Below are 23327 nucleotides of genomic sequence, written 5' to 3' on the forward strand. Positions count from 1 at the left end.
AAGCCCCGGTTTTTAATGAAAAAGAACATTCTTATCGACGTTGAACGATTAAAATATCCCAAATCTGGAATTGCTAACGTTTGTATTTCCCTTATAAAAGGGTTAAACGAAAAATTATGCCATTTCAATTATACATTATATGGTCCACAAAAAAATATTCCAGTATTAAAACAAGATTTCAAACTCATCAATTGGAACTTTTGGCAAAAAATATTGAAAATAAACACATCAACTTTTCATTTAATTCACGTTACACATCAACTTTCAGATTATTTTCATTCTAAAAAATCAAACCAGAAAAAGGTGGTTACACTTCATGATCTAAACTTTCTTCATGATAAAAGTTCTGCCGGAAAAATTGAAAAATCAAAGAAACTTGTTCAAAAAAATATCGGAAATACGGATGCAGTTGTTTGTATTTCAGAGTTTGTAAAAGATGATTTTCTTAAAAATAAGTATTTATTTAACTTAAAAAACGATGTTAAAGTTGAGGTAATTTATAACGGATTGGTCTTCCCTGAAAATGATAAGTATATCTCTGATAAAAACTATCAATTTTTAAATAAAAAATTTATCCTAAATATCGGAGTTCTTTTCCCGAAGAAAAATCAGGAAGTTTTATTGAATTTAATTGCTCTAAATGACCGTGATTTAGTTTTAATTACTTCTTCGGCAAAGTCGGATTACAAAGAGAAATTTTTACAAAAAGTTAAAGATTTGAGTTTAGAAAAAAGAGTTCATCTTTTAGAAAATATTGAAAATTATGAGAAATATTTTCTTCTTCAACATTGTGAATCATATTGTCATCCATCTTTGGCAGAAGGTTTTGGCATTCCTCCGGTTGAGGCAATGTATTTTGGAAAACCAATCTTTCTAAGCAATCTAACAAGTCTTCCGGAAATTGGCGGAGATTTAGCTTTTTATTTTAATGATTTTTCACCTGAAAATATGAAGAAAGTGTACGATGATGGAATGGAAATGTTTAATGCTGATACTGAAAATTATAAAGTAAAATTAAAAGAAAGAGCTGCGAAATTTAGTTATCAAAAAATGGCAGATTCTTACGAAAAACTGTACAAAGATTTATTAGATTAGAGCTTAGTTTTCCCAAATTTCATTTTCCATTTGAAAGTTTTTAAAGTGTCTCCATATTTGATGTCGATTCTATTTACTTCAAATTTATTTTTAAAAGGATAAAAATCTACATTATTTCCAATTCGCATCGCAGATGTAATTCCAATTCTTTCGAGCAATGTGAAAAACTCTTTTCTCTTCTGTTTTTTTTTCGGAAATTTCCCGTAAGGATAGGCAAGAACTTTTGTGAATTTAATTTTATTTTGCTCTAAAATTTCAATGTTTTTCAGCAAATCTGTTTCTGCTTCTTCAATTGACAATTGAGAAAAATTGCGATGAGAATGACTGTGTAATGCGATTTCAATTACATGGGGATTCAAAGATTTTATATCATCAAAATTCATGTAAACTTTCTCTTCGCTATTCTCGTTTTTCTGAATATATTCGGTAGGAATAAAAATAGTCGCTTTTAATTGATGTTTTTCCAATAAAGGAAGGAGGTATTGCAAATTGTTGTAATATCCGTCATCAAAAGTTAGGATGATTTTATTTTCAGTAGATTTTTTCTTTTCCAAATCCTTGAAAAATATGGTTTTATAATTGTTTTTGATGAAATTTAATTGTTCATCAAGATTTTCAACAGTTACAATTAAATCATTTTTTGGAGCGATCGATTTTGGCAAAACTTGGTGATACATCAAAATTCTGATGCTTTCTTTCTTCGAAAAGCCAAAAATCATTTTTAGAAATTGAATCATGACTTATTTGAATTTATGAATTTCGTGCAGTTTTTTATATTTGAGAAAAGTGTAAAACGCCGCAGTTGTCGCCGCATAATATCCAACCAAACCATCCAGAAAACCTAAACGTAAAAAATAAGACTTGAAAAACTGAAAAAGAGGTTTAAACAAAATCTTGAACAAATTAGATTTTTTACCGTTTTTGTACATTTTTTCGGCCATCATCGAAGTATATTTGTTAGATTTTTCGATGTGATGATAAATATCTTTGTAGGTATAATGATTGATTTTGCCTTTTAACTTGCCTTTGGACTCGGTTGTAATAAATTCTTCATGAACGATGTCTTCAGAATATTTTCCGTGACCTTTTCTGAAAAGTCGTTCTCTTTTGATGTTTCCCCAACCTCCGTATTTTAAAGTTTCGCCTAAGAAAATATTATTAAATTCAACATCATAAACATTGAATTCTGATTGATTTTCAGATATAATTTTTCGGACGGAATTTTTCAATTCTTCATCAGGAATTTCATCTGAATCTAAAAAAAGAATCCACTCTGACTGACATTTTTCGATTGCAAAATTTTTCTGTTTTCCAAAACCTAAAAATTTTTGCTGAATAAATTTCACTTTCGGAAATTTAGAACAAATTTCTCCTGTACAGTCTTTTGAAAAGCTGTCTACAATGATGATTTCATCGGCTAAATCGTGAACGGCGTTCAGATTTTTTTCGATTATTCTATCTTCGTTATAAGTAATTATTGCTACAGAAAGCTTCATAAAAATGTGACTTACTAATGCAAAAATACAGTTTATTTTCAGAATTTTCTGCCTTCGGTAAAATAATCGTTATGCATATTCTTCTTTAAGGAATTCGTAGGTTTTAAACGAACTCAACGCACTTAAGTAGGACAGTATAAAGCCTTTTCTCCCATCTAAAACACCGAGTTTTAAAAAATACATTTTAAAGAAATTGAATGCACTTTTAGAAAGTTGTTTTATCTTCTTGTAAGGAATTTTTTTCTCGTGAAGATCCCGAGCTTTTAAGTGAGAATAATGAAGTATTTTTTGATAATACGCTTCATAAGAATCGAATGAAAAATGAAGGAGATAATTTTGCAAAGTTCCGGGATTATCGACATTGCTTAGACCTTCATGTACTCTTTTGTTTTCGTCATAATGAGCAATTTCTTTTTTGAAAAGACGGATGTTTTTGTCATTTTGAGTTCCTGAGTAATTTACTTTCTCTCCCATAAAAAAGAATTTTCTTTTGAAGAAATAAGCTTTTTGGGTAATCGGTTTTTTAATTTCTTTTAAAATCTCAGTTTTTAATTCGGGAGTAATTCTTTCATCAGCGTCTAAAAAAAGAATCCAATCATTTTTTGCGTAAGAAATGCACAGGTTGCGTTGTTTGGTAAAATCCTCAAATTTATTTTGATATAATTTCACTTGTGGAAATTTAGATTTAATAATTTCAACGGTTTTATCGGTGCTGAAAGAATCCAGGACGATGATTTCGTCTGCAAACTCAACTGATTTTAAGGCCTCTTCAATATTTTTCTCTTCATTAAATACAATCAGCAATGCGCTTATTTTCGGATCTTTCATAGTCATTTTCATTATTAAAATAATTAGATGAAAGAAATCTCAAAAAGTTAAGCAATCGTTTGTTTAATTTCTTAAATAAAAAATAACACTCTGATTTAGAGTGTTATTAATTTTAAATATGATGAAAAATCTATTTTTTATATTCTAAAATGGTCTTCTCAATTATTTTTATACAATCTAATAATTGTTCTTCTGTAATGACCAAAGGTGGTGCTAATCTGATGATATTTCCATGAGTTGGTTTTGCTAGTAATCCGTTTTCTTTTAATTGTAAACAAAGATTCCACGCAGTAGAACTTTCAGGTGTATCGTTGATTAAAATCGCATTCAATAAACCTTTACCACGAACTTTAGTAATTAAATCAGATTTTTCAATTACTTTTTCAATCTCACTTCTGAATATTTTTCCCAATTTTTCGGCTCTTTCAGAAAGTTTTTCTTCTTCCACAACATCCAAAGCTGCAATTGCAACCGCACAAGCAATCGGGTTACCACCAAAAGTAGAACCGTGTTGCCCTGGTTTGATGACATTCATGATTTCGTCATTCGCCAAAACCGCAGAAACGGGATACATTCCACCTGAAAGTGCTTTTCCTAAAATCAAAATATCCGGCTGTACATTTTCGTGATGACAAGCAATTAATTTTCCTGTTCTTGCAATTCCGGTTTGAACTTCATCTGCAATGAAAAGAACATTATGTTTTTTACATAATTCTGAAGCATTTTTAAGGAAATTTTCGTCTGGAACGTAAACTCCAGCTTCGCCTTGAATCGGTTCAACCAAAAATGCAGCAATATTTTGAGCATCATTTTTTAAAACTTCTTCTAAAGCTGAAAGATCATTATATGGAATTTTTACAAATCCCGGAGTGAAAGGTCCGTAGTTTTTATTTGCATCAGGATCGTTTGAGAAAGAAACAATTGTTGTCGTTCTTCCGTGGAAGTTGTTTTCACAAACTACAATTTTAGCTGCATTTTCAGAGATTCCTTTTACTTCATAGCTCCATTTTCTTGCTAATTTTACGGCAGTTTCTACTGCTTCAGCTCCGGAATTCATTGGTAAAACTTTATCAAACCCGAATAGAGTTGTAATTTTTTTCTCGTATTCTCCTAAACTTGAGTTGTAAAATGCTCTTGAAGTTAGTGCTAATTTTTTAGCCTGATTTACTAAAGCATCAACAATTTTAGGATGAGAATGACCTTGGTTCACAGCTGAATAAGCTGAAAGAAAGTCATAATATTTTTTACCTTCAACATCCCAAACAAAAACACCTTCACCTTTATCTAAAACCACTGGAAGCGGATGATAGTTGTGAGCGCCATGTTTTTCTTCAAGTTCGATAAAATATTGTGAGTTTTTTGCTGTAATTGTTGACATAAACTTTGTTTTTCACAAATTTAGCTATTATAAATAACTTGGTTAAAGTAAATTTTTCTGTTTAAAGTCAAGATACAGAACTCTTTTACATGTTTGGTATTTAATTTAGAGATATTTAGTAAACGGCAGAGCGGATTTGGTTTTTATATCTTTTTTTTCATTTGAATTCCAGCATCTTTATTTAATTAAAAAAGTATGGGCTGATAATTGTTTAGTAAAAAAAATTACGAGTTTTTTGTCCGATATCATTAAAGTTTCAATAGCTTAAAACTATAAATCTCACAATTCAGAAAATTGTGAGATTTAAAAGATATTTAATTACTTAGTTTAATCTTCAAATTCACCATATCCAAGGAAACCGATTTTCTCATCGCTATCTGCATAAGTTACAAAAGAATTTTTTTGGCCACTTTTTGTCCATTGCTTTTTGATAAACTTTTTTCCTTCAATCTCCATTTCGTGTTCTTTGGAAGTATAACCTCCATCTTTTAATTTCATTTCAATAAATATATTATTAGGAGCTCCGGCATAAAGCAGCGTTACGCCGTACATTGCTCCTTTTGGAGTGTATTCTACATGAACCATGTTAAATTGTGAAGAGAAATTGTATGCATCACCATACTGACCTTCTGCTTTTTCCATTTCTCCAACCTTAAAGCCTTTTTTTTCCATAAATGACGAGAGATTGTTTTTTGTAGAATTGTGATAGACATCCTGAACAAGCGTTAATTTTTCATTGTCAAATTTTGTCTGGCCAAAAAGGATATTTGCAAACAGACAAAGAAATAGTAATTGTAAATTTTTCATAGTTTTTAGTATTAGTTAGATAAATTTATTATCCAAATATATTAGAGATATTCAAAAACTGCAATCACCCAAAAGGAGTATTTTTTAAGCTTTTATTTTTGCTTTTAAAATAAAAAAACCGCCTCATGTGAGACGGTTTAAAACTTATATCAAAATAATCTTAATGATTATCATATTTTCTATCCATTACAAAACTCTCCATGAATTTTGTCGTGTAATTTCCTGAAAGATAAGCTTCATCTTCCATCAATTGTCTGTGGAAAGGAATTGTAGTTTTTACACCTTCTACATAGAATTCTTCCAAAGCGCGTTTCATTTTTGCAATTGCTTCTTCACGGGTTTGAGCCGTTGTAATCAATTTTGCAATCATTGAGTCATAGTTAGAAGGAATTGTATATCCTGAATAAACGTGAGTATCTACTCTGATTCCGTGTCCTCCAGGAATATTTAATCCAGTGATTTTTCCCGGTGAAGGTCTGAAATCAGCATAAGGATCTTCCGCGTTGATTCTACATTCAATTGAATGTAATTTCGGATAATGATTAATTCCTGAAATTGGAGTTCCCGCTGCCAAAAGAATTTGCTCTCTGATCAAATCATAATCAATTACCTGTTCAGTAATCGGGTGCTCAACCTGAATTCTTGTATTCATTTCCATGAAATAGAAATTTCTATGCTTGTCCACAAGAAATTCAATCGTTCCTACACCTTCATAACCGATGAATTCTGCTGCTTTCACTGCTGCTTCACCCATTTTCTCACGAAGCTCGTCAGTCATGAACGGAGAAGGAGTTTCTTCAGTTAATTTCTGGTTTCTTCTCTGTACAGAACAATCTCTTTCAGAAAGGTGACAAGCTTTACCAAATTGGTCACCTGCAACCTGAATCTCGATATGTCTTGGCTCTTCAATCAGTTTTTCCATATACATACCTCCGTTTCCGAATGCAGCAACAGCTTCCTGAATTGCAGATTCCCAGTGTTCTTTAAGATCTTCAGCTTTCCAAACAGCTCTCATCCCTTTTCCACCACCACCGGCAGTAGCTTTGATCATCACAGGATAGCCAGTTTCTTCAGCAGTTTTTACAGCATGTTCGTAAGATTCAATTAAACCTTCAGAACCTGGTACACAAGGTACATTTGCTGCTTTCATGGTTGCTTTAGCGTTAGCTTTGTCTCCCATTCTCTCAATCTGCTCAGGACTTGCACCAATAAATTTGATACCGTTTTTCTGACAGATTCTTGAGAAATTAGCGTTTTCAGATAAGAAACCATAACCAGGGTGAATTGCATCTGCATTTGTAATTTCTGCAGCCGCAATAATATTAGGTATTTTTAGGTATGAGTCTTTACTCATCGCAGGACCAATACAAACAGCCTCATCAGCAAATCTTACGTGAAGACTGTCTTTATCTGCAGTAGAATATACTGCAACTGTTTTGATTCCCATTTCTTTACAAGTACGTAAAATACGCATTGCAATTTCGCCACGATTGGCAATTAATATTTTTTTGAACATCTTCTTAAATTTGAAAATTAGATAATTTGAAAATTAGATTAATGTTATTTGAATGTAGAATTGTAGTCTAACATCTAATGTCTAACATCTAACTTCTATTAAGATGGATCTACTAAGAATAATGGCTGATCATATTCAACTGGAGTAGCATCATCAACTAAAATCTTAACGATTTTACCGCTTACTTCAGAGTCAATTTGGTTGAATAATTTCATTGCTTCGATTACACAAACCACTTTCCCCACAGAAACTTCGTCACCTACGTTTACAAAAACGTCTTTATCGGGAGATGGTTTTCTATAGAAAGTTCCGATCATTGGAGATTTAATAGTTACATATTTACTGTCATCAGAAACAGCTTCAGTCTTTTCTGGAGATGCAGAAACTGGAGCAGGAGCATGACCTGGAGCAACTTGTTGAGGAGCTTGCTGATACATTGCAGGTTGAGCAACATAGCTTACTTCATTACCTCCAAGTGGTGTTTTAATAGTAATTTCGAAATCTTTTGTTTTGTATTTTACTTCAGAAACTTCGGCTTTAGATACAAACTTAATAAGATTTTGTATGTCTTTAATGTCCATAAATTTGATATTTGATTTTGGGCCAAAGATACCAAAAAAACATAAAAAACAACAAAAAACCGCCAAATTTTATAAAAATCGGGCGGTTTCTGTATTAAAACGAGTGTTTTTCGAAGAAAAGCGACTCTTAGTTTTCTTCAGTAGTTGCTACTTCTTTTTCCAATACTACTTTACCTCTGTAATAAAGTTTTCCTTCATGCCAGTGAGCTCTGTGGTAAAGGTGCATTTCACCTGTTGTAGCATCTTTTGCTAATTGAGGAACTACAGCTTTGTAGTGAGTTCTTCTCTTATCTCTTCTTGTAGACGACTGTCTTCTCTTTGGATGTGCCATTTTGTAATAACTTTTTTAATTGATGATCGATGAGATTCCTCATCCCATCATTAAACTATTTAATTTTTATTCTTTAAATTTTTTAGTGCGTCCCATCTAGGATCGCCTTGCTGTTCTTCCTCTTCTTCTATCTCTTTTGGACTGAATTTTTCAAGAATTTCCAAATCTTCATCACTTATATTAGGTGATATTTTTTTCATTGGTATTGAAAGTGCCACGTTTTCGTAAATCAAATGAGATACATTAAAAGCATGGTCGTTTGTAGGAATGGTGATCACATCTTCTTCGCTGTCATCGTATTCTTCGCCAAACTTTACCAAAATACCGATTTGGTTTTCGATGGGATGAGTGAAATTTTCGTTTGTAATATCACAAACCAACTCTACTGTACCATCAACTTTAATTTCAAATTCTAAAAAAGTAGTGTGTTTGTCAAGCAAAACATCTACTGTAATTTTAGGCTCTGTAAATTCCTGTTCAGTGTCAAATAATTGAAAGAACTCTTTATCTATCTCAAACTTGAACTCATGTTTGCCGGTTTTTAATCCGGAAAAGCTTACATCGTAGTTTCTTAACTTGTCCATAAAATGAGTGTGCAAAAATATGCAATTTTTTTAATATTACAAATAAAATCCGTAACAAATTAATTTTTAATCCGTTTGTAAATTTTACATTTCATTTTCTACAGGTAAATCTTCATCAATTCCGTTATCTGAAGGCATTCTTTTTGGTTGCAAACGGCTGCTCATCAAATCTTTATAATCATTTCTGTTATTGAAAATTTTGATTGCCATAAAAATAGCTTCCACAAAACTTTGTTCGTCTGCAATATTTTTTCCTGCAATATCATAAGCAACACCGTGATCCGGAGATGTTCTGATGAAAGGAAGTGCAGCAGTATAATTTACCCCTTCTTCATACGCTAATGTTTTAAACGGAGCTAATCCCTGATCGTGGTACATCGCCAAAACAGCATCATAGTTTTTATATTTTCCTGGTTGAAAATAACTGTCTGCAGGAAAAGGTCCGAAAGTAAGGAATCCGCTGTCTGAAAGTTCTTTTATTGCCGGAGAAATAATTTCAATTTCTTCATTTCCGATCACGCCGCCGTCACCAGAATGTGGGTTTAGACCTAAAACAGCAATTTTTGGTCTTCTTACTGCAAAATCTTCAATTAATGTTTGGTTTAAAGCTCGAATCTGCTTCTTAATTTTTTCTTTAGAAATGTTTTCAGCTACTTGTGATAAAGGAATATGATGTGTAGAAACGGCAACTTTTAAATCTTCCGTTACCAAAAACATCAATCCTTTTTTGTTAAATTTTTCTTCAAAATAACCGGTGTGACCTGCGTGCTTGAAACCCATTTTCACCATTTCATCTTTGTTGATAGGCGCAGTTACCAAAACATCAATTTCTCCTTTTATTAAAGCTTCGGTCGCTGCTTCAAGAGAATCGATTGCCATTTTTGTTGATTCTTCGGTAGGTTTTCCTAGTTCTACATTAGAATTTTCTTTCACAAGGTTTACCATATTCAGTTTCCCGTTTTGTGCTTGTGAGGCTTCTGTGATGTAGTTGAAGTTTAAATTTAATTTAAAAAGATTCTTCTGATAAGTAAAAAGTTTACCCGAACCAAAAATAACAGGAGTGAAAAAATCTGTAATGGTTTTGTCTTTCAGAGATTTCATGATGATTTCCGGGCCGATGCCGTTGAAGTCACCAATTGAAATTCCTACTCGTACTTTATGGTTTTTTGGGCTCATTTTGATTATCTTTGAAGATTATAATTTTACAAATTTAGCAAAAAATAATATGTTCACAGGAATTATTGAAGCAGTAGGAGTTATTGAAAAAATACAGGAGAACGGAACTAATATAGACTTTACACTAAGTTGCCCTTTTACGAACGAATTGAAAATAGATCAAAGTCTTGCTCATAATGGCTGTTGTTTAACCGTTGTTGAGATTAAAGACAATCAATACGTAGTTACGGCAATTAATGAAACTTTAGAAAAAACAAATCTAGGAAACTGGAAAGAGGGTAGTGTTGTCAATCTTGAACGTTGTATGATGATGAATGGGAGGCTTGACGGACATATTGTACAAGGTCACGTAGATAAAACCGGAGAAATTGTAAGCATCGAAAACAAAGATGGCAGTTATTTTGTTACTGTAAGATATAATTCAGAAGGTAATTTTGTTACAGTTCCTCAAGGTTCAATCACCGTAAATGGAATTAGTTTAACGGTAGCTAAAAGTGAAGATTTTCAATTTTCTGTAGCTATAATCCCTTATACTTGGGAATTTACCAATATGAATACTCTTCAGGTGGGCGATAAAGTCAACTTGGAATTTGATATCATAGGTAAGTACATTTCAAAATTAGTTAATAGGCAGAATGGCATTTAATAAATATAAAGGATATAGTTTGAGAAACCGGGTATTTTTCGGTTTCTTGTTAATATGTCTTTTAAGTGTTGTGGCATCTTCTCTTGTTCCTTATTTTGTTTTGCGAAATAATGCGCTTCAGCAGAGTAAGATTGATATGCAGAACAAAACCAATGCAGTCATGGCATATTTTGATTATGCTTTGAGCCGTTCTTCTGTTCAAACGAGTGATCTTAAAAAAGTTTTAAGCAGTAAGATTTTTGAAATTGCCGATATCAATCAGCACGATATTATTATTTATGATTTAAAAGGTAATTATTTACTTTCTAATAAAGAGCAAAACCAAGTTGATCGAAAGAAAATTCCTATTAAGATTGTCAATAGTATTCTTTCTAAAGAAACGAGATATGATATTCGTGGTTACGATGCAGTAAAAGATGCGGTTTATACCTCTTCATATCTGGTGCTGAAAAATAATAATTGGGAACCAATCGGGATCATTTATATTCCTCTGTATCACAACGAATCTGCCTATATGGATGTTTTGCATAAGTATGTAATTTATATTCTGTTGGTAGATCTTTTAATTATAATTTTCAGTATTTGGCTGAGCTGGGTTACTTCAAATAATTTAGCGAAAAATATTACAAAATTTTCAGACATGATTACGCGTATCACTCTTTTTGAGAATGAAATGCGACCTATCAAATATTATAAAAATGATGAATTAAATGCTTTGGCGAGAGCTTATAATCGAATGATTCTTCAGATTCAGGATCAAAAAGAAAGACTACGTTTTAAAGCATCCGAAGAAGCTTGGCGTGAAATGGCAAAACAGGTTGCTCATGAAGTGAAGAATCCCTTGACACCGATGAAACTGACCATTCAGAATTTTGAGAGAAAATTTGATCCAAATGATCCGAATGTTACTGAACGAGTGAAGCAAATGAGTAAAACGATGGTTGATCAGATTGATGTTATAGCAACAGTTGCTTCTGCTTTTTCTGAATTTGCAAAACTTCCCGAAAAAAATAATGAAGTAATCAATCTAAATACTGAGGTTGAAGATATTTTAAGGGTTTTCAATGATGATCAGATATTTGTTCATGCTAATAAGAGTAATATTATGATTACAATGGATCGTGTTTTTCTTTCACGAATCATTACGAATTTGGTTACAAATGCGAAACAGGCGCAAAGTGACAACAGAAATCTTTTAGTTAATGTCGATATCGAACAGCATCAAAGGAGGGTAATTATTTCAGTTCAGGATAATGGAATAGGAATTCCCGATGATATGTACGAAAGAATTTTTGAGCCGAATTTTACTTCCAAAAACAGCGGAATGGGACTGGGTTTATCAATGGTTCGAAAAATGGTAGAAGATTACAAAGGTGAAATTTCTGTGAAATCTGAAGTTGGGAAAGGTTCTACTTTTACAATCACTTTACCTACAAATTTATAGTGAAACCTTTTAAGTTTAAGCAATTTGAAATTCAACAGTCAAAAAACGTTTTCCGTGTTGGAACAGACGGTGTTCTGTTAGGTGCTTTAGCAAATGTTTCCAGTGCAACAAAAGTCTTGGAAATAGGAACTGGAACGGGTTTGATTTCATTAATGTTGGCTCAAAGAAATTCTTCTGCGCAGTTTTTAGGAATTGATATTAATGAAGAAGCAGCTAATCTTACCCAGATTAATTTTGTGAATTCTTCTTTTAATTTAAGATTAAAAAATAGTCATCAAGATTTTAAAAATTTTGACACCAATGAGAAATTCGATTTCATCGTTTCAAATCCGCCATATTTTGAAGAATCGGGTTCTGAAAAAGATAAATTAGCGCGGCAAACTGTAGAATTGAACTTTCAGCAGTTGATTTCGAAATCCTCAGAACTACTTTCTGAAAACGGAATTTTTTCAGTAATTATTCCCTTTGAAATTGGGGATATTTTTATTGGATTGGCTCATGAAAATCAATTGTTTTTAATCCGAAAAATTAATATTAAAGGAATAGATAATTCAAAAATAAAAAGATTGATTCTGGAATTTTCATTAACTGAAAAAGATTTAGAAGAATCTGAATTTACGATAGAAAAAAGTCCGAGAAAATACTCGGACCAATATCTTGAACTCACCAAAGAGTTTCATGTATTCAAAGAAGTTAGAGATTAGATTTTAGAAAGTAGTGTTTTCTCAATCTATTAATATCTAAATTTTTTATTCAAATAATTCTGCCGTATCTAAAACAGATACTTTCCCATCTTCACATCTGATTGCTTCTCCCGGGAAATTTTGAATCATGTGATAATCATGAGTTGCCATTACAACTGCTGCGTGATTATCTTCAGCAACTTTTTTAAGGAGAGTCATGATTTCATTTGAAGTTTCGGGATCTAAATTTCCTGTAGGTTCATCTGCTAAAATTAAATCTGGATGATTCAATAGAGCTCTTGCAATCGCAATACGTTGCTGTTCTCCACCGGAAAGTTCGTGCGGCATTTTATGTTTTTTGCCTTTCATGTTTACGCTTGAAAGAACTTCGTTGATACGGTCGTCCATTTTTTGTTTGTCGCTCCATCCTGTAGCTTCCAAAACAAATTTTAGATTTTTTTCAACCGTTCTGTCAGACAATAATTGAAAATCCTGAAAAACGATTCCCAGTTTTCTTCTCAAATTTGGAATATCTGAAGCCTTTAATTTTGCCAAATCAAAACCAACAACTTTTGCCTGTCCTGCAACCAACGGAATGTGTCCGTAAAGAGTTTTAAGCAATGAGCTTTTTCCCGAACCTGTCTTCCCGATAAGGTAGCAGAATCTTCCTTTTTTGATATTAAGGTTGACGTCAGAAAGTACCGTAAAGTTTTTTTGGGCAATCTTTGCATTTTGCAGACTTACGATGCTGTCTCCCGTGATATTTGTATGTGGCATAATTTGATTTTTAAGAGGCTTTTCAGAAAGCAATTTTTCAGATTTTAAAAATAAAAAAAGATATTCTATAAACCTAAAAAATTAGTATATTTTAACAACAAAAAATGCCTGAAAAAGTACTTTTCAAGCATAATCTGTATATTGTAACTAAAGAATTATCTTTTAGCTCTTGCAGAACTGATAGATAGACTCTTTCTACCTTTAGCTCTTCTCGCTGCCAAAACTCTTCTTCCGTTTGGCGTAGACATTCTTTCTCTGAAACCGTGCTTGTTTCTTTTCTTTCTTTCTGATGGTTGGAATGTTCTTTTACTCATTACTATATGTTTAAGTCGTAATTATCTATTAATTTTCAGGTTGCAAAGATATAGATTTTTTTATTAGATGCAAATATTATACATCTTTTTTTAATTTATTCAACAATGCCTTTCAGTGTCAAAGGATAAATCGTATCAAATTTTGAAACAGGTTTATTTGTTACTAAAAATATTTGCTTAACAGTAAGTCCCTTATCATTATATTTGTTAGGATTGTAATCTGTTTCAACTGAAATTGTGTCATTACGAAAGTATATTCCTTCTTTTACTTTACTCGCTGTGCAGTCACATCCATCAAGAACTCCATAGACATTTAGAGTATCATGCATGTCGTTAATATATTTAAAAGTATAGTTTTTTGATAAAATATTCTTTTTCTTTAATGTTCCAAAGTCAACAGTAGTTCCATTTTCCTTATTTTTCATAATTAAAGTGACTGTTTTCTCATGTGTTGCAAAACCAATTATTACAAGAACTAATATTCCTATGATGATATATAGATATTTTTTACTCATTTTTTGCTTTTTTAATATAAACTTTAAGACCCATCATCATATTAACGAAGCTCTCTTTACGAGGGTTTTGTCCACCACTTAATTCCCAGTCTCCGTATAATCTCTCATAAGTAAGTTTTTCATCGGATGATGTTGTATATCTAATAGATGGGCCCAGTTTTTTATCATTAAATTCATTGGGAAGCCATTTCATACTTACAAAAACACCATTTAAAGCAAAAGGAATTTTTAGTTTTTCTACGTTTACAACTGCATGTTTTCTGCTTTTATTTGTGGGCGTATAAATGATTTTAGTTTTATTAATTTTTGTCTTAGGCTTCCCTGTAAGAGAGTCTATTGTATAAAAGTTTATTTCTACATCAGTGTTTCTTACATCTGTATCTGTTTTATGTAAGTATAAAGTTACATCGCTTACGAAGCCTTTCTTTCCTAAATCATTTTTAAATTTCATGCCCATTTCCCAGTTAGGATATGGTATGAATCTTATATTTGCCTGCTTTTTAAGAGTATAGTCGTAATTTATTTTTTTATATTCTTTTTCGTTAAAAATCACAGCTTCAATGTCGTATACTCTTTCTAAAATTATTTTATAATTATTCTGTTTGAAATTTTTCATCAGAATATCTTTTGTTAAATAACCACTTTTACTAAATAGTATGGTGTCTGATTCTTTTGAATTAGCAATTACGAAGTTGCCTTTTTCGTTAGTATGAGCTATTATTTTATTATTAATGCTGATAGTTACATTTTCGATTCCTATTAAGTTTTCATTAGAAACAAATCCTTGGATATCCTGACAGAAATAACAGCCAAAAATAAAAAGGAGAACAATATTTAATATTTTTTTCATAAAATATTTAAGTTGATAAAATATCTTTTTATTAAACTTGGTATTGTAGGAAATTTTCTACAATACCAAGTGTTATTTTTTTACTCTACTGATGATGTGAGTTCTGTGGATTGCTGACTGCAACCAGCAATTGAAACAGTATTCCATTGAAATAGTCCAAAGAATGCCCTATGATGTTCTACTCTCATGTAACACTTAGTTGAAGCATCATAGTATAAACAGCTAGTTCCATCTGGTCCAACATATCCGTCTTTTGTACAATTCCAATCTGCTTTCGCATTAGTAGCAAATAATGAACTTGTTAAAATCATAACAAGTGATAAAATTACATTTTTTTTCATGTTTATAAATATTGATGTTTTAATCCCTACTTATTCAATTTTTATTTCTCTTTGAAATTTTTAATCTTTCCTTTCTGAGGGAGGCTTCAGGTTTTCCTACCTTTTTGAAATATTATCAACTCTTTTATTTTTTTATATCGTTCTTTGCTATCCTTTTAAAACGCAACGTGAAAAATAATAAAGGCGAATAGTATTTACAAATGTTTTGAATTTTTCAATCGACGTTGAAAAATAATAATTGCTAGATTTGAGTTTTTGTTTTATAACTTAAATATTGTTATAAAAAAGAATTTTGGTATTTTGTAACTGAGGATATTTTCATCATTAGTGTTGTTTTAGTTATTGTGTTTTTATTGATTAGTAATAAATGTAATAATTAATTTTAAAAAAGCAAAAAAATGTTTGAGAACTTGTAAATGTTATCTAGATTAAAAACCTTTATCTTTGGAAACTCAAATTTAAAGAAAATGTTTACACCTGCAGAACTTTTAGAAATCAATACATTGCTTGTTCCGGAAAATAAAATTGTAATTCTTACCCATTATAACCCGGATGGAGACGCTATTGGATCAAGTTTAGGTTTAAAACATTATCTGAAAGCTAAAGGTTTGGAAGCTGAAGTTGTCGTTCCAAATGATTTTCCGAAGTTTCTGAAATGGATGCCTGAAGCAAAGAAAAATATCATCGGTGAATACAAAAGAAAGGTAGCTTTTGACATTATTAATGAAGCCGATGTTATTTTCTGTCTTGATTTTAATTCTCCTGCAAGAATCGGACTTTTAGGTGATTGGTTGATGAGAGCGAAAGCTAAAAAAATTCTTATCGATCACCATCAACAACCTGAAGATTTTGATTTTGTATATTCTGATACAATTATTCCGGCAACTTGTCAGATGGTTTATCATTTTATCGAAGCAATGGGTGATGAAAAGTTGGTTAATAAAGATATTGCAGAATGTCTTTATACAGGAATTATGACCGATACAGGCGGTTTCCGTTTCCGTTCTACCAGTGCGGCGACGCATAGAATTGTAGCTAATTTGATTGAAAAAGGTGCAGATCCTTCTGTGATTACTTCGAATACTTGGGATACAAATACCGTTTCACGTATGCATTTGTTGGCTTTAATTTTAGGTAGAATTGAAGTGGTAAATGACGGAAAAGTTGCAGTTTTATATTTGACGAGAAAAGAACTTCAGGAATATGGTTTCCAGAAAGGCGATACGGAAGGTTTTGTAAATTACGGACTGAGTATTGTCGGGGTCAGAATGGCAGCATTTTTCATGGAAGATTTGTATGAAGATTTTATTAAAATTTCTTTCAGAAGTAAAGATGATGTGGATGTGAATCAATTTTCAAGAAAATATTTCAGTGGAGGAGGTCATATTAATGCAGCGGGAGGGAAATCAATGGAGTCTTTACCGGATACAATCGAAACTTTTAAAAACAGAATTGCTGAAGAGAATTTGTAGTAAGTTAGTTACGCAATAATGTATAATTCAAAAGTTATAACTTTCTATAACCTTTTTCCTCAAGCTCTTTACAAGCGTAATCATAAACTTCTGCAAACATATCGTCCAGAAATTTTTTATTGAATAAACTGAATTTCGTCATTTTTGGAGGGTCTAAAAAAATATCACAGTGACTGGCTTTAGAATAAACAGATTTTGCAATCGCTAAGTGTAAAATGCGGTCAAATTCTTTCATTAAACTCATGTTTTCTAATCCGTCATAACTGATGGAATTGACGTGTGATCCAATTAAAAAATCGCATTTATCAATAATAGGCTCAATTGGAAGGTTGTCTAAAACTCCGCCATCAACATAAATTTTTTCACCAATTTTTACAGGAGGTAAAACAAAAGGTACGCTTGATGAGGCTAAAAGTGGTCCGAAAAGTTCACCTTCAGAGAAAAAATCTACGATACCGTGGGTCATTTCTGTTGCTGCAACGTAGACCGGAATTTTTAAAACTTTAAAATCATCTTCAGGGAAATGATCATTAAAAAGTTTTAGAATAAATTTTGAACTGAAAATTCCATTTTTAGAAAGTTTGAGATATGAACGTGAAAAAAAAGTTGTCTCATGTACAATTTTCATCATTTCATCAGGAGTTTTCCCGAAAGAATAAAACGCTCCAACGATTGATCCTGCGCTTGTTCCCGAAATAATGTCAGGTTTCAAATCATATTCTTCCAAAGCTTTTAGAACGGCAATATGGGCAATTCCGCGCATTCCGCCGCCGGAAAGTGTAAGTCCTATAATCGGTTTCTTTTTTTTGAAAGAGAATAAACCCATTGAAAAATTTAAGCCTTACTAAGATACATGATTTATTTTAAAACCTTGTTGATTCTGTTTTGTATTGATTTTAAATCTTAGTTTATGCTTTACAGCAAAAATTTTTTGGGCAAGTGATGAAGAAGTTCGGTATTGATAATTTCGGCACAAATTTCAGGTTTTTCCCAATGACCATTATGACCGCAATCGAGAATATAAGATTTTATATTGGTGCGATCGGGAAGATTATTGATTGTTTTATCAGTTTTTACTGCATTGTCATGTTTTCCTGCTAAAACTAAAATCCGGCACTCTAAATTTTCTAAAATATGTTTTTTATCGGTTCTTTCAACCATGCCTTTTACACAGGCTAAAGCTCCGAGATTGTTGGTAGATAGCGCAACTTCCAGCGCAGTTTCTATTTTTCCTTCCAAAACATCTCTTTCATTGGGATTAAATAAATTGGGAACTCCGGCTCTTGCGTAATGTGCAAAAGCATCATTTATAATTCTGTAGCTTTTTATACGCTGATCTTTTTTCTCTGCATCATCCGGAAAATAAGTGGAAAAAAATAAAGTTAAACTCTTTAAGATGTCAGGAAATTGCTCGGCAAAAGCTAATGAAACGTAGCCACCCATCGAATGACCAAGCAAATGTATTTTAGCTAAATTTTGATGATCAAGAACTTTCTTTACTTCTTCAGCCATCATTTCCATGGTGTGAACTTCCGCTAAAATATCGGATTTTCCATGTCCCGGAAGATCTATTTTTAAAAGGGCGAAATCCTTGGAGAGTTTTTTTTCAAGGTCGCTCCAGATTGAAATGTTTTCCATAAAACCATGAAGCAGAACCAATGTCTCTTTTCCTTCGCCTTTTTTTTCAAAATTGAGCATAACCTTAAATTTTAATATTGAATGTCGATATAATCTACAAATCCTGAACCATTTACCATATCCTGAAGTCTGTAGGTTTTACCACCGTCTTTAGAGGCAAATGTTTTTGTGCCTTTTCTGGTGTACGGTTTTCCGTTGTCGTTTTCAGGTATTTTTTGAGTGATTTCTCCTGTGAAATTCATGTATTTAGGAGAAACAACTTGTACAAAGCCTTGAATATTTACAGAGTTATTTCCAGATTTAATGCTTCCTGAAACATTGTAATTGTCTCTTTCTCCTTCAATTTTTTTGAAATCAATATTTCCGATAATTTTTTTAAAGTTTGAAGTTTCGTAGGTGAATTTATGATTTCCGTTAAAATCTTTGAAACGGTTTTCACTTTTCTTGGCTTTAATACTGTCGTTAATTTTTGTTCTGGCAGCATTGATAGAATCTACAATTTTTGTGCTGTCTGATTTATTTTCAACAGTTGTCGTTTCTTTTTTTGAACACGATAAAGTAAGAATTCCGATTCCTGCTAAAACTAAAATGTTTTTCATCATGGTTTGAAATTTATTCTCAAATTTATATAAAAAAAGAGCATTATAAAAATGCTCGAAGGTTTTATTTTATTACGTTTTCGTAAACTTTCTTTTCCCAGGGTTTGATGTCGCTTATTCCGTATCGTTCTTTTTTGGAGATTGAAATATTATCCATCATATCTACGAAATTTTTGTAATTCGCATCATCGGTTGGTTTTACAATGATGGTGAAAATTTCTTTTTTCGGAGCTTTTTGATAGGCTTCAGAAATAATTTTTGAAACATTCAGACCATTGTAATCTGTTTCTTTTAAACCTGAGTCTGTTAAATCTTTTTCATTGCTTTGATGATAAAAGATTCTGTTGTTTTCTCCAATGATGAAAGTGATTTGATTGCGTTGGTCAATCACTATATCATTAATAGGATGGGGATTTGGATCTTTTCCAGGCAATCCCAAATCCATCACATTGGGTTTTGAGAAACTTGATGTAAACATGAAAAACATCAATAATAAAAAATTTAAATCGACCATTGGTGTCATATCGATTTTGACGTTTTTCTTTTTTTGTTTGCCTCCGGATTTTTCTTGGGTAATAACTTCAGCCATAATTCAGTTTTTTAAATGTTGAACAAATTTTAAAAATCAGTTAAATTTTATTTCACTTTAAATTGATTCGATGCAAAGTTTATACCTAAATTTTTAATTTAATGTTAAATTGTTAAAATGATTCTAATTTTAATAAGTAATGGTTATTTTAATTAAAAAAGCCTTATCAAAATTGATAAGGCTGGAATGTATAATTGAACGATCTTATTTGTTATTCTTAAAATAATTAACACCGCATTCCAAGAATTTTTTAAAATCTTCTTTATCCATATATCCTGAAACAGGCGTGTTGATTAATTTTCCTTCCGGAGTAATCAAAACATAATGGGGTTGAGAGTTATTGTTGAAATTTACACTTTGGAAAAGGCTCCATCTATCACCAATTGTTTTTACTTTTTTTACTTGCCCGTCGCCTAAATCAATTTTTGTTTTTTGATCTTCAGGAAGTTCTTCTTTGTCATCTACGTAAAGAGATGCAAGTACTACATCGTTCTGAAGAATAGGTAAAATATCGGGTTCGCTCCAAACAAATTCCTCCATTTTACGACAGTTTTCACAACCATAACCAGTGAAGTCAATCAAAATGGGCTTGTTTTCTTTTTTAGCTAATTCAATTGATTTAAAGAAATCATGTTCAGGATGCATACCTAAAATTCCGTCTTTTTCGTCATGGAAATAACTTACATTCAGTGGAGGTAGAATTCCGCTTAATAATTGCAGTTTTGGTCTTTCTGCTGGAATTAATCCCTGAATTAAATACACCACAAAACCAATTCCTAAAACACCGATAATTTTTCTTCCCAGGGAGATTTTTGGCTTTTTATCGTCATGCGGAAACCTTATCAATCCGAATAAATAAATGACCAATCCAATTGCAATAATAATCCAGATGGCTATGAACAGTTCTCTTTTAATTAAGAAAGTTTTAGATACTAAATCTGCTTTTGATAAGAATTTTAAAGCCAAAGCCAATTCCACAAAACCTAAAACAACTTTTACCGTATTCATCCAACCTCCAGATTTTGGAAGGCTCTGTAAAGCCTGTGGGAACAATGCTAATAATCCGAAAACAATTGCCCAAGCCAGGCCAAAACCTGCCAAAGCAAACGTAAGAACCGTAGGGATATCCACCGAACTGTCACTTAAAATACTTCCTAAAATACCTCCTAAAATAGGACCGGTACAAGAAAAAGATACGATTACTAGAGTAAGAGCCATGAAGAAAATACCAACCATTCCGCCTACTTCCTCAGCTTTCGAAGATTTGTTGGCAATTGAGCTTGGTAAAGTAATATCGTAATATCCGAAAAAACTTCCCGCAAAGAAAATGAACACAACAAAAAACAAAATGTTCAACCATACATTAGTCGAAATTTCGTTAAATATGTTTCCTGCAATACCATCAATTAGATGAAAAGGAATACTCAGTGATACAAAAATAAGCAAGATGAAAAAACCGTAAACAAAAGCGTCTCTTTTTCCTTTTGCTGGGTTTTTATTACCTTTTGTAAAGAAAGAAACCGTTAGCGGAATCATCGGAAAAACGCACGGAGTCAATAGTGCAATCAAACCGCCCAGAAAACCTAAGATTAGTATTTTCCAATAATTTGTTTCCATTTTAGTTTCAACGCCACAATCTGTTAATGGTTTTGAAATATCAATAGATGAGATTTTTAATTGTTTAGGGTCTAATTTTGAAGCTTCTGTAATAACAATTTCTCCTTTTGAAGGGTTTTCAATAACTTTCTCAACAGCTTTTGTAGAATCTTTAGCAGATTCTGTCTGTTCATCAGTTGTTATTTCTGTAATTCCGGTTGGACTGATCTTTTTGTTGAACTCTAAAGTATTCGGAGCAAGGCAAACTCTGTCGTCGCAAGTTTGATATGTAATTTCTGCAACAAGATCTCCCGCTTTCGTTGGATCTTTTAATTTAAATTTTTGTTTAAAACCTGCTGAATTAGAATAATAAATAATCGTTCCGCCGAAAGCTTCAGAAAATTCTTCATGTTTTTTTCCGATTTCCTGAAATTTTCCAATCAGTTCAATATTTTTTCCCGAAACAACATATTCTGTAGGAATTCCTGTGTCTTCCGGAATATCTCTTGAATAAATATGCCATCCGCTTTCCAATGTTGCATTCAGAACGGCTTCGTACTGATTGTTGCCAAGGTCATTGACTGCGAATTTGAATTTTACGGGATTTTTGATTTGTGCATTGATTCCTGTTGCCAAAAACAGAAGAATCAGTAAAAACCAGTTTTTAAATTTCATTTTACTTTTGATTAAAAATTGTGAGAACCTTTTGAGTTTTCTCATCTTTTGCGTATCGCCGATCTTGTCTGAACGGAATAATGCCCAAAACAGCGTCATTTCCATCTGTCAGAAGCCAGATTTTTTGCTTCGCTAAAATAGACAATTTTTCGTCCTTAAAAAACTTCGAAACTTTCTTTTTCCCCGAAAAACCAATAGGGTAGAATAGGTCTCCTTCTTTTTTTACACGAAGTTTCAGCGGATGTGTAACTTTTTCGGCATCAAATTTCCAATTCAAATCTTTATTGATTTCGTCAATGATTTCAATGTGTTGAGAAAGATTGATGCTTGTTTTTTGATTAGATTCTATGGTATTGGTTAAAATTATTTCTTCCTGAATTGCTGTGTTTGAATTTAATTTAATGAAAATCAATTCGTTTCTGTTGATAATTAATTTGAATTCTTTTGAATTAAATGAACTTCCGGTTTCTGCGGTAAAGATTTTCTGAATTTCTTCTGGTTGATTGAATCCGTATTTTTTTAAAATTTCAAATTGAATAAAATCCGTTTCTTGATTCAGTTTTTCTTTATTTAAAATAATGTTTTCTTCAGATTTAATTGAAAGATTTTTTTCAATTTCATTGATTTGTTGATTGACAAAATCTTTAGTTTGATTTAAATATAAAATACTTTTTCTGAAGTTTTCCAAAAACTGTTCGTTGGTTTCTGAAAGCTTTGGAACAATCTCATTTCTGATTTTATTCCTTAAATAATCACTTTTTTTATTCGAAAGATCTTCACGGAAATCAATTTTGTTTTCTTCAGCAAACCGGTAGATTTCTTCTTTTGAAAAATTCAGCAATGGTCTCAAAATATTATTTTCATTCGCTGGAATTCCGCTTAAACCATTAATTCCTGAAGCTTTTGAAAGATTGATAATAAATGTTTCTAGCTGATCGTTCAGGTGATGAGCCGTTACCAAAAAATATAAATTTTCTTTTAGCTGAATCTCTCTGAAAAATCTGTAACGAAGTTCTCTTGCCCAAAGCTGAATTGAATTTTCGGGCTTTTCATCTTTCTGCGAAGCTTCATATAAATGAAATTTAACATTATTTTTTTTGCAGAAATCTTCCACAATCTTCTGATCCGAATCTGAATCTCCTCCACGAAGTTTGTAATTGATATGCGCAACCTGAAATTTGCAACCTGAAATCCGTAACTCATTAAACAGGAACGCCAAAACCATAGAATCTGCACCTCCGCTTACTGCTAAAAGATAGGTTTTTTGGTTAGAAGTTTTTATAAGATTTTGAAGCCGTTTTTCGAAAGTTAATTGTGAAAGCATGATGCTCTGAATTTCTTTTAGACAAAGATAGGCCTATTTATTAAAATGAATTTTGTTACCTTTGAAATCGTT

Annotated in this window: 26 protein-coding genes; 5 read left to right on the top strand and 21 right to left on the bottom strand. The window is 31.9% G+C overall.

The annotated features are described in order from the left end of the window. The first annotated feature begins 15 nt into the window (after window positions 1–15). A complete protein-coding gene (locus OEA66_RS15240; RefSeq protein ID WP_267282201.1) occupies window positions 16–1095 on the top strand; it encodes a glycosyltransferase family 4 protein in 1080 nt (359 codons plus the stop codon). On the opposite strand, the gene OEA66_RS15245 is transcribed toward OEA66_RS15240, so the two are convergent. The 10 genes from OEA66_RS15245 to pdxA all read right to left on the bottom strand — a co-directional run bounded on the left by OEA66_RS15245 (window position 1092) and on the right by pdxA (window position 9792). Next, a complete protein-coding gene (locus tag OEA66_RS15245; protein ID WP_267282202.1) occupies window positions 1092–1832 on the bottom strand; it encodes a polysaccharide deacetylase family protein in 741 nt (246 codons plus the stop codon). The two genes, OEA66_RS15240 and OEA66_RS15245, sit on opposite strands and share 4 nt — an antisense overlap. 3 nt (window positions 1833–1835) lie before the next feature. Next, complete coding sequence (locus tag OEA66_RS15250) at window positions 1836–2591, bottom strand: glycosyltransferase family 2 protein (RefSeq protein ID WP_267282203.1); 756 nt, start codon at window positions 2589–2591, stop codon at window positions 1836–1838. A gap of 69 nt (window positions 2592–2660) precedes the next feature. Next, entirely contained in the window at window positions 2661–3419 is a 759-nt protein-coding gene (locus OEA66_RS15255) for a glycosyltransferase family 2 protein (RefSeq protein ID WP_267282204.1), read from the bottom strand. 130 nt (window positions 3420–3549) lie between these two features. Continuing rightward, entirely contained in the window at window positions 3550–4797 is a 1248-nt protein-coding gene (gene rocD / locus OEA66_RS15260; protein WP_267282205.1) for an ornithine--oxo-acid transaminase, read from the bottom strand. A 327-nt stretch (window positions 4798–5124) separates the two neighbouring features. After that, entirely contained in the window at window positions 5125–5604 is a 480-nt protein-coding gene (locus OEA66_RS15265; RefSeq protein ID WP_267282206.1) for a hypothetical protein, read from the bottom strand. A 160-nt stretch (window positions 5605–5764) separates the two neighbouring features. Then, the gene (gene accC, locus OEA66_RS15270; RefSeq protein WP_056075035.1) at window positions 5765–7120 is read right to left on the bottom strand and encodes an acetyl-CoA carboxylase biotin carboxylase subunit; all 1356 of its coding nucleotides are present in this window, start codon (window positions 7118–7120) and stop codon (window positions 5765–5767) included. Window positions 7121–7218: 98 nt separating this feature from the next. Further along, window positions 7219–7701, bottom strand: a complete 483-nt coding sequence (gene accB / locus OEA66_RS15275) for an acetyl-CoA carboxylase biotin carboxyl carrier protein (protein WP_267282207.1) — start codon at window positions 7699–7701, stop codon at window positions 7219–7221. 127 nt (window positions 7702–7828) lie between these two features. After that, window positions 7829–8032: a 50S ribosomal protein L32 gene (rpmF, locus tag OEA66_RS15280; protein WP_034678990.1), complete on the bottom strand. Its 204-nt coding sequence runs from the start codon at window positions 8030–8032 to the stop codon at window positions 7829–7831. 59 nt (window positions 8033–8091) lie between these two features. After that, window positions 8092–8616, bottom strand: coding sequence for a YceD family protein (locus tag OEA66_RS15285; protein WP_267282208.1), 525 nt, complete (start codon window positions 8614–8616; stop codon window positions 8092–8094). Window positions 8617–8700: 84 nt separating this feature from the next. Then, a complete protein-coding gene (pdxA, locus tag OEA66_RS15290; RefSeq protein WP_267282209.1) occupies window positions 8701–9792 on the bottom strand; it encodes a 4-hydroxythreonine-4-phosphate dehydrogenase PdxA in 1092 nt (363 codons plus the stop codon). Between the two features lie 49 nt (window positions 9793–9841). On the opposite strand from pdxA, the gene OEA66_RS15295 reads away from it, so the two are divergent. The 3 genes from OEA66_RS15295 to OEA66_RS15305 are packed head-to-tail and all read left to right on the top strand — an operon-like array spanning window position 9842 to window position 12586. Then, window positions 9842–10438, top strand: coding sequence for a riboflavin synthase (locus OEA66_RS15295; RefSeq protein ID WP_267282210.1), 597 nt, complete (start codon window positions 9842–9844; stop codon window positions 10436–10438). Continuing rightward, a complete protein-coding gene (locus OEA66_RS15300; RefSeq protein ID WP_267282211.1) occupies window positions 10428–11882 on the top strand; it encodes a sensor histidine kinase in 1455 nt (484 codons plus the stop codon). Before OEA66_RS15295 ends, OEA66_RS15300 begins: the two co-directional genes overlap by 11 nt. Continuing rightward, the gene (locus OEA66_RS15305) at window positions 11882–12586 is read left to right on the top strand and encodes a tRNA1(Val) (adenine(37)-N6)-methyltransferase (RefSeq protein WP_267282212.1); all 705 of its coding nucleotides are present in this window, start codon (window positions 11882–11884) and stop codon (window positions 12584–12586) included. The genes OEA66_RS15300 and OEA66_RS15305 overlap by 1 nt, the downstream gene beginning before the upstream one ends. 45 nt (window positions 12587–12631) lie before the next feature. Here OEA66_RS15305 and OEA66_RS15310 read toward each other — a convergent pair whose 3' ends face one another. The 5 genes from OEA66_RS15310 to OEA66_RS15330 form a co-directional block, all read right to left on the bottom strand. Further along, window positions 12632–13342: a cell division ATP-binding protein FtsE gene (locus tag OEA66_RS15310; protein WP_267267024.1), complete on the bottom strand. Its 711-nt coding sequence runs from the start codon at window positions 13340–13342 to the stop codon at window positions 12632–12634. A 155-nt stretch (window positions 13343–13497) separates the two neighbouring features. Then, window positions 13498–13656, bottom strand: coding sequence for a 50S ribosomal protein L34 (gene rpmH / locus OEA66_RS15315; RefSeq protein ID WP_034755721.1), 159 nt, complete (start codon window positions 13654–13656; stop codon window positions 13498–13500). Between the two features lie 95 nt (window positions 13657–13751). Next, complete coding sequence (locus tag OEA66_RS15320; protein WP_267282213.1) at window positions 13752–14171, bottom strand: DUF1573 domain-containing protein; 420 nt, start codon at window positions 14169–14171, stop codon at window positions 13752–13754. Next, window positions 14164–15021, bottom strand: coding sequence for a hypothetical protein (locus tag OEA66_RS15325; protein ID WP_267282214.1), 858 nt, complete (start codon window positions 15019–15021; stop codon window positions 14164–14166). Before OEA66_RS15325 ends, OEA66_RS15320 begins: the two co-directional genes overlap by 8 nt. Before the next feature lie 80 nt (window positions 15022–15101). Beyond that, window positions 15102–15362, bottom strand: coding sequence for a hypothetical protein (locus OEA66_RS15330; RefSeq protein ID WP_267282215.1), 261 nt, complete (start codon window positions 15360–15362; stop codon window positions 15102–15104). 467 nt (window positions 15363–15829) lie between these two features. On the opposite strand from OEA66_RS15330, the gene OEA66_RS15335 reads away from it, so the two are divergent. Next, on the top strand, window positions 15830–16834 hold the full coding sequence (locus tag OEA66_RS15335; RefSeq protein WP_267282216.1) for a DHH family phosphoesterase: 1005 nt from the start codon (window positions 15830–15832) through the stop codon (window positions 16832–16834). A 34-nt stretch (window positions 16835–16868) separates the two neighbouring features. Here OEA66_RS15335 and OEA66_RS15340 read toward each other — a convergent pair whose 3' ends face one another. From OEA66_RS15340 to tilS, 6 genes are all read right to left on the bottom strand, one after another. Continuing rightward, complete coding sequence (locus OEA66_RS15340) at window positions 16869–17660, bottom strand: patatin-like phospholipase family protein (RefSeq protein ID WP_267282217.1); 792 nt, start codon at window positions 17658–17660, stop codon at window positions 16869–16871. Between the two features lie 89 nt (window positions 17661–17749). Beyond that, the gene (locus tag OEA66_RS15345) at window positions 17750–18532 is read right to left on the bottom strand and encodes an alpha/beta fold hydrolase (RefSeq protein ID WP_267282218.1); all 783 of its coding nucleotides are present in this window, start codon (window positions 18530–18532) and stop codon (window positions 17750–17752) included. A gap of 11 nt (window positions 18533–18543) precedes the next feature. After that, the gene (locus OEA66_RS15350; RefSeq protein ID WP_267282219.1) at window positions 18544–19074 is read right to left on the bottom strand and encodes a hypothetical protein; all 531 of its coding nucleotides are present in this window, start codon (window positions 19072–19074) and stop codon (window positions 18544–18546) included. 61 nt (window positions 19075–19135) lie between these two features. Then, window positions 19136–19660, bottom strand: coding sequence for an ExbD/TolR family protein (locus OEA66_RS15355; RefSeq protein WP_267282220.1), 525 nt, complete (start codon window positions 19658–19660; stop codon window positions 19136–19138). A gap of 204 nt (window positions 19661–19864) precedes the next feature. Continuing rightward, entirely contained in the window at window positions 19865–21931 is a 2067-nt protein-coding gene (locus OEA66_RS15360; RefSeq protein ID WP_267282221.1) for a protein-disulfide reductase DsbD family protein, read from the bottom strand. Window position 21932: 1 nt separating this feature from the next. After that, on the bottom strand, window positions 21933–23255 hold the full coding sequence (tilS, locus tag OEA66_RS15365) for a tRNA lysidine(34) synthetase TilS (protein ID WP_267282222.1): 1323 nt from the start codon (window positions 23253–23255) through the stop codon (window positions 21933–21935). Between the last annotated feature and the right edge of the window lie 72 nt (window positions 23256–23327).

This window comes from Chryseobacterium luquanense (assembly GCF_026460945.1).
Lineage (GTDB): Bacteria > Bacteroidota > Bacteroidia > Flavobacteriales > Weeksellaceae > Chryseobacterium > Chryseobacterium luquanense.

Coding starts and splice junctions, on each gene's coding strand:
- pdxA (WP_267282209.1), bottom strand. CDS start 9,792: ATGAGCCCAAAAAACCATAAAGTACGAGTAGGAATTTCAATTGGTGAC.
- OEA66_RS15255 (WP_267282204.1), bottom strand. CDS start 3,419: ATGAAAGATCCGAAAATAAGCGCATTGCTGATTGTATTTAATGAAGAG.
- accB (WP_267282207.1), bottom strand. CDS start 7,701: ATGGACATTAAAGACATACAAAATCTTATTAAGTTTGTATCTAAAGCC.
- OEA66_RS15245 (WP_267282202.1), bottom strand. CDS start 1,832: ATGATTCAATTTCTAAAAATGATTTTTGGCTTTTCGAAGAAAGAAAGC.
- OEA66_RS15355 (WP_267282220.1), bottom strand. CDS start 19,660: ATGGCTGAAGTTATTACCCAAGAAAAATCCGGAGGCAAACAAAAAAAG.
- tilS (WP_267282222.1), bottom strand. CDS start 23,255: ATGCTTTCACAATTAACTTTCGAAAAACGGCTTCAAAATCTTATAAAA.
- OEA66_RS15350 (WP_267282219.1), bottom strand. CDS start 19,074: ATGATGAAAAACATTTTAGTTTTAGCAGGAATCGGAATTCTTACTTTA.
- OEA66_RS15240 (WP_267282201.1), top strand. CDS start 16: ATGAAAAAGAACATTCTTATCGACGTTGAACGATTAAAATATCCCAAA.
- rocD (WP_267282205.1), bottom strand. CDS start 4,797: ATGTCAACAATTACAGCAAAAAACTCACAATATTTTATCGAACTTGAA.
- OEA66_RS15360 (WP_267282221.1), bottom strand. CDS start 21,931: ATGAAATTTAAAAACTGGTTTTTACTGATTCTTCTGTTTTTGGCAACA.
- rpmF (WP_034678990.1), bottom strand. CDS start 8,032: ATGGCACATCCAAAGAGAAGACAGTCGTCTACAAGAAGAGATAAGAGA.
- OEA66_RS15265 (WP_267282206.1), bottom strand. CDS start 5,604: ATGAAAAATTTACAATTACTATTTCTTTGTCTGTTTGCAAATATCCTT.
- rpmH (WP_034755721.1), bottom strand. CDS start 13,656: ATGAGTAAAAGAACATTCCAACCATCAGAAAGAAAGAAAAGAAACAAG.
- OEA66_RS15310 (WP_267267024.1), bottom strand. CDS start 13,342: ATGCCACATACAAATATCACGGGAGACAGCATCGTAAGTCTGCAAAAT.
- OEA66_RS15250 (WP_267282203.1), bottom strand. CDS start 2,591: ATGAAGCTTTCTGTAGCAATAATTACTTATAACGAAGATAGAATAATC.
- OEA66_RS15340 (WP_267282217.1), bottom strand. CDS start 17,660: ATGGGTTTATTCTCTTTCAAAAAAAAGAAACCGATTATAGGACTTACA.
- accC (WP_056075035.1), bottom strand. CDS start 7,120: ATGTTCAAAAAAATATTAATTGCCAATCGTGGCGAAATTGCAATGCGT.
- OEA66_RS15300 (WP_267282211.1), top strand. CDS start 10,428: ATGGCATTTAATAAATATAAAGGATATAGTTTGAGAAACCGGGTATTT.
- OEA66_RS15285 (WP_267282208.1), bottom strand. CDS start 8,616: ATGGACAAGTTAAGAAACTACGATGTAAGCTTTTCCGGATTAAAAACC.
- OEA66_RS15330 (WP_267282215.1), bottom strand. CDS start 15,362: ATGAAAAAAAATGTAATTTTATCACTTGTTATGATTTTAACAAGTTCA.
- OEA66_RS15325 (WP_267282214.1), bottom strand. CDS start 15,021: ATGAAAAAAATATTAAATATTGTTCTCCTTTTTATTTTTGGCTGTTAT.
- OEA66_RS15295 (WP_267282210.1), top strand. CDS start 9,842: ATGTTCACAGGAATTATTGAAGCAGTAGGAGTTATTGAAAAAATACAG.
- OEA66_RS15320 (WP_267282213.1), bottom strand. CDS start 14,171: ATGAGTAAAAAATATCTATATATCATCATAGGAATATTAGTTCTTGTA.
- OEA66_RS15345 (WP_267282218.1), bottom strand. CDS start 18,532: ATGCTCAATTTTGAAAAAAAAGGCGAAGGAAAAGAGACATTGGTTCTG.
- OEA66_RS15335 (WP_267282216.1), top strand. CDS start 15,830: ATGTTTACACCTGCAGAACTTTTAGAAATCAATACATTGCTTGTTCCG.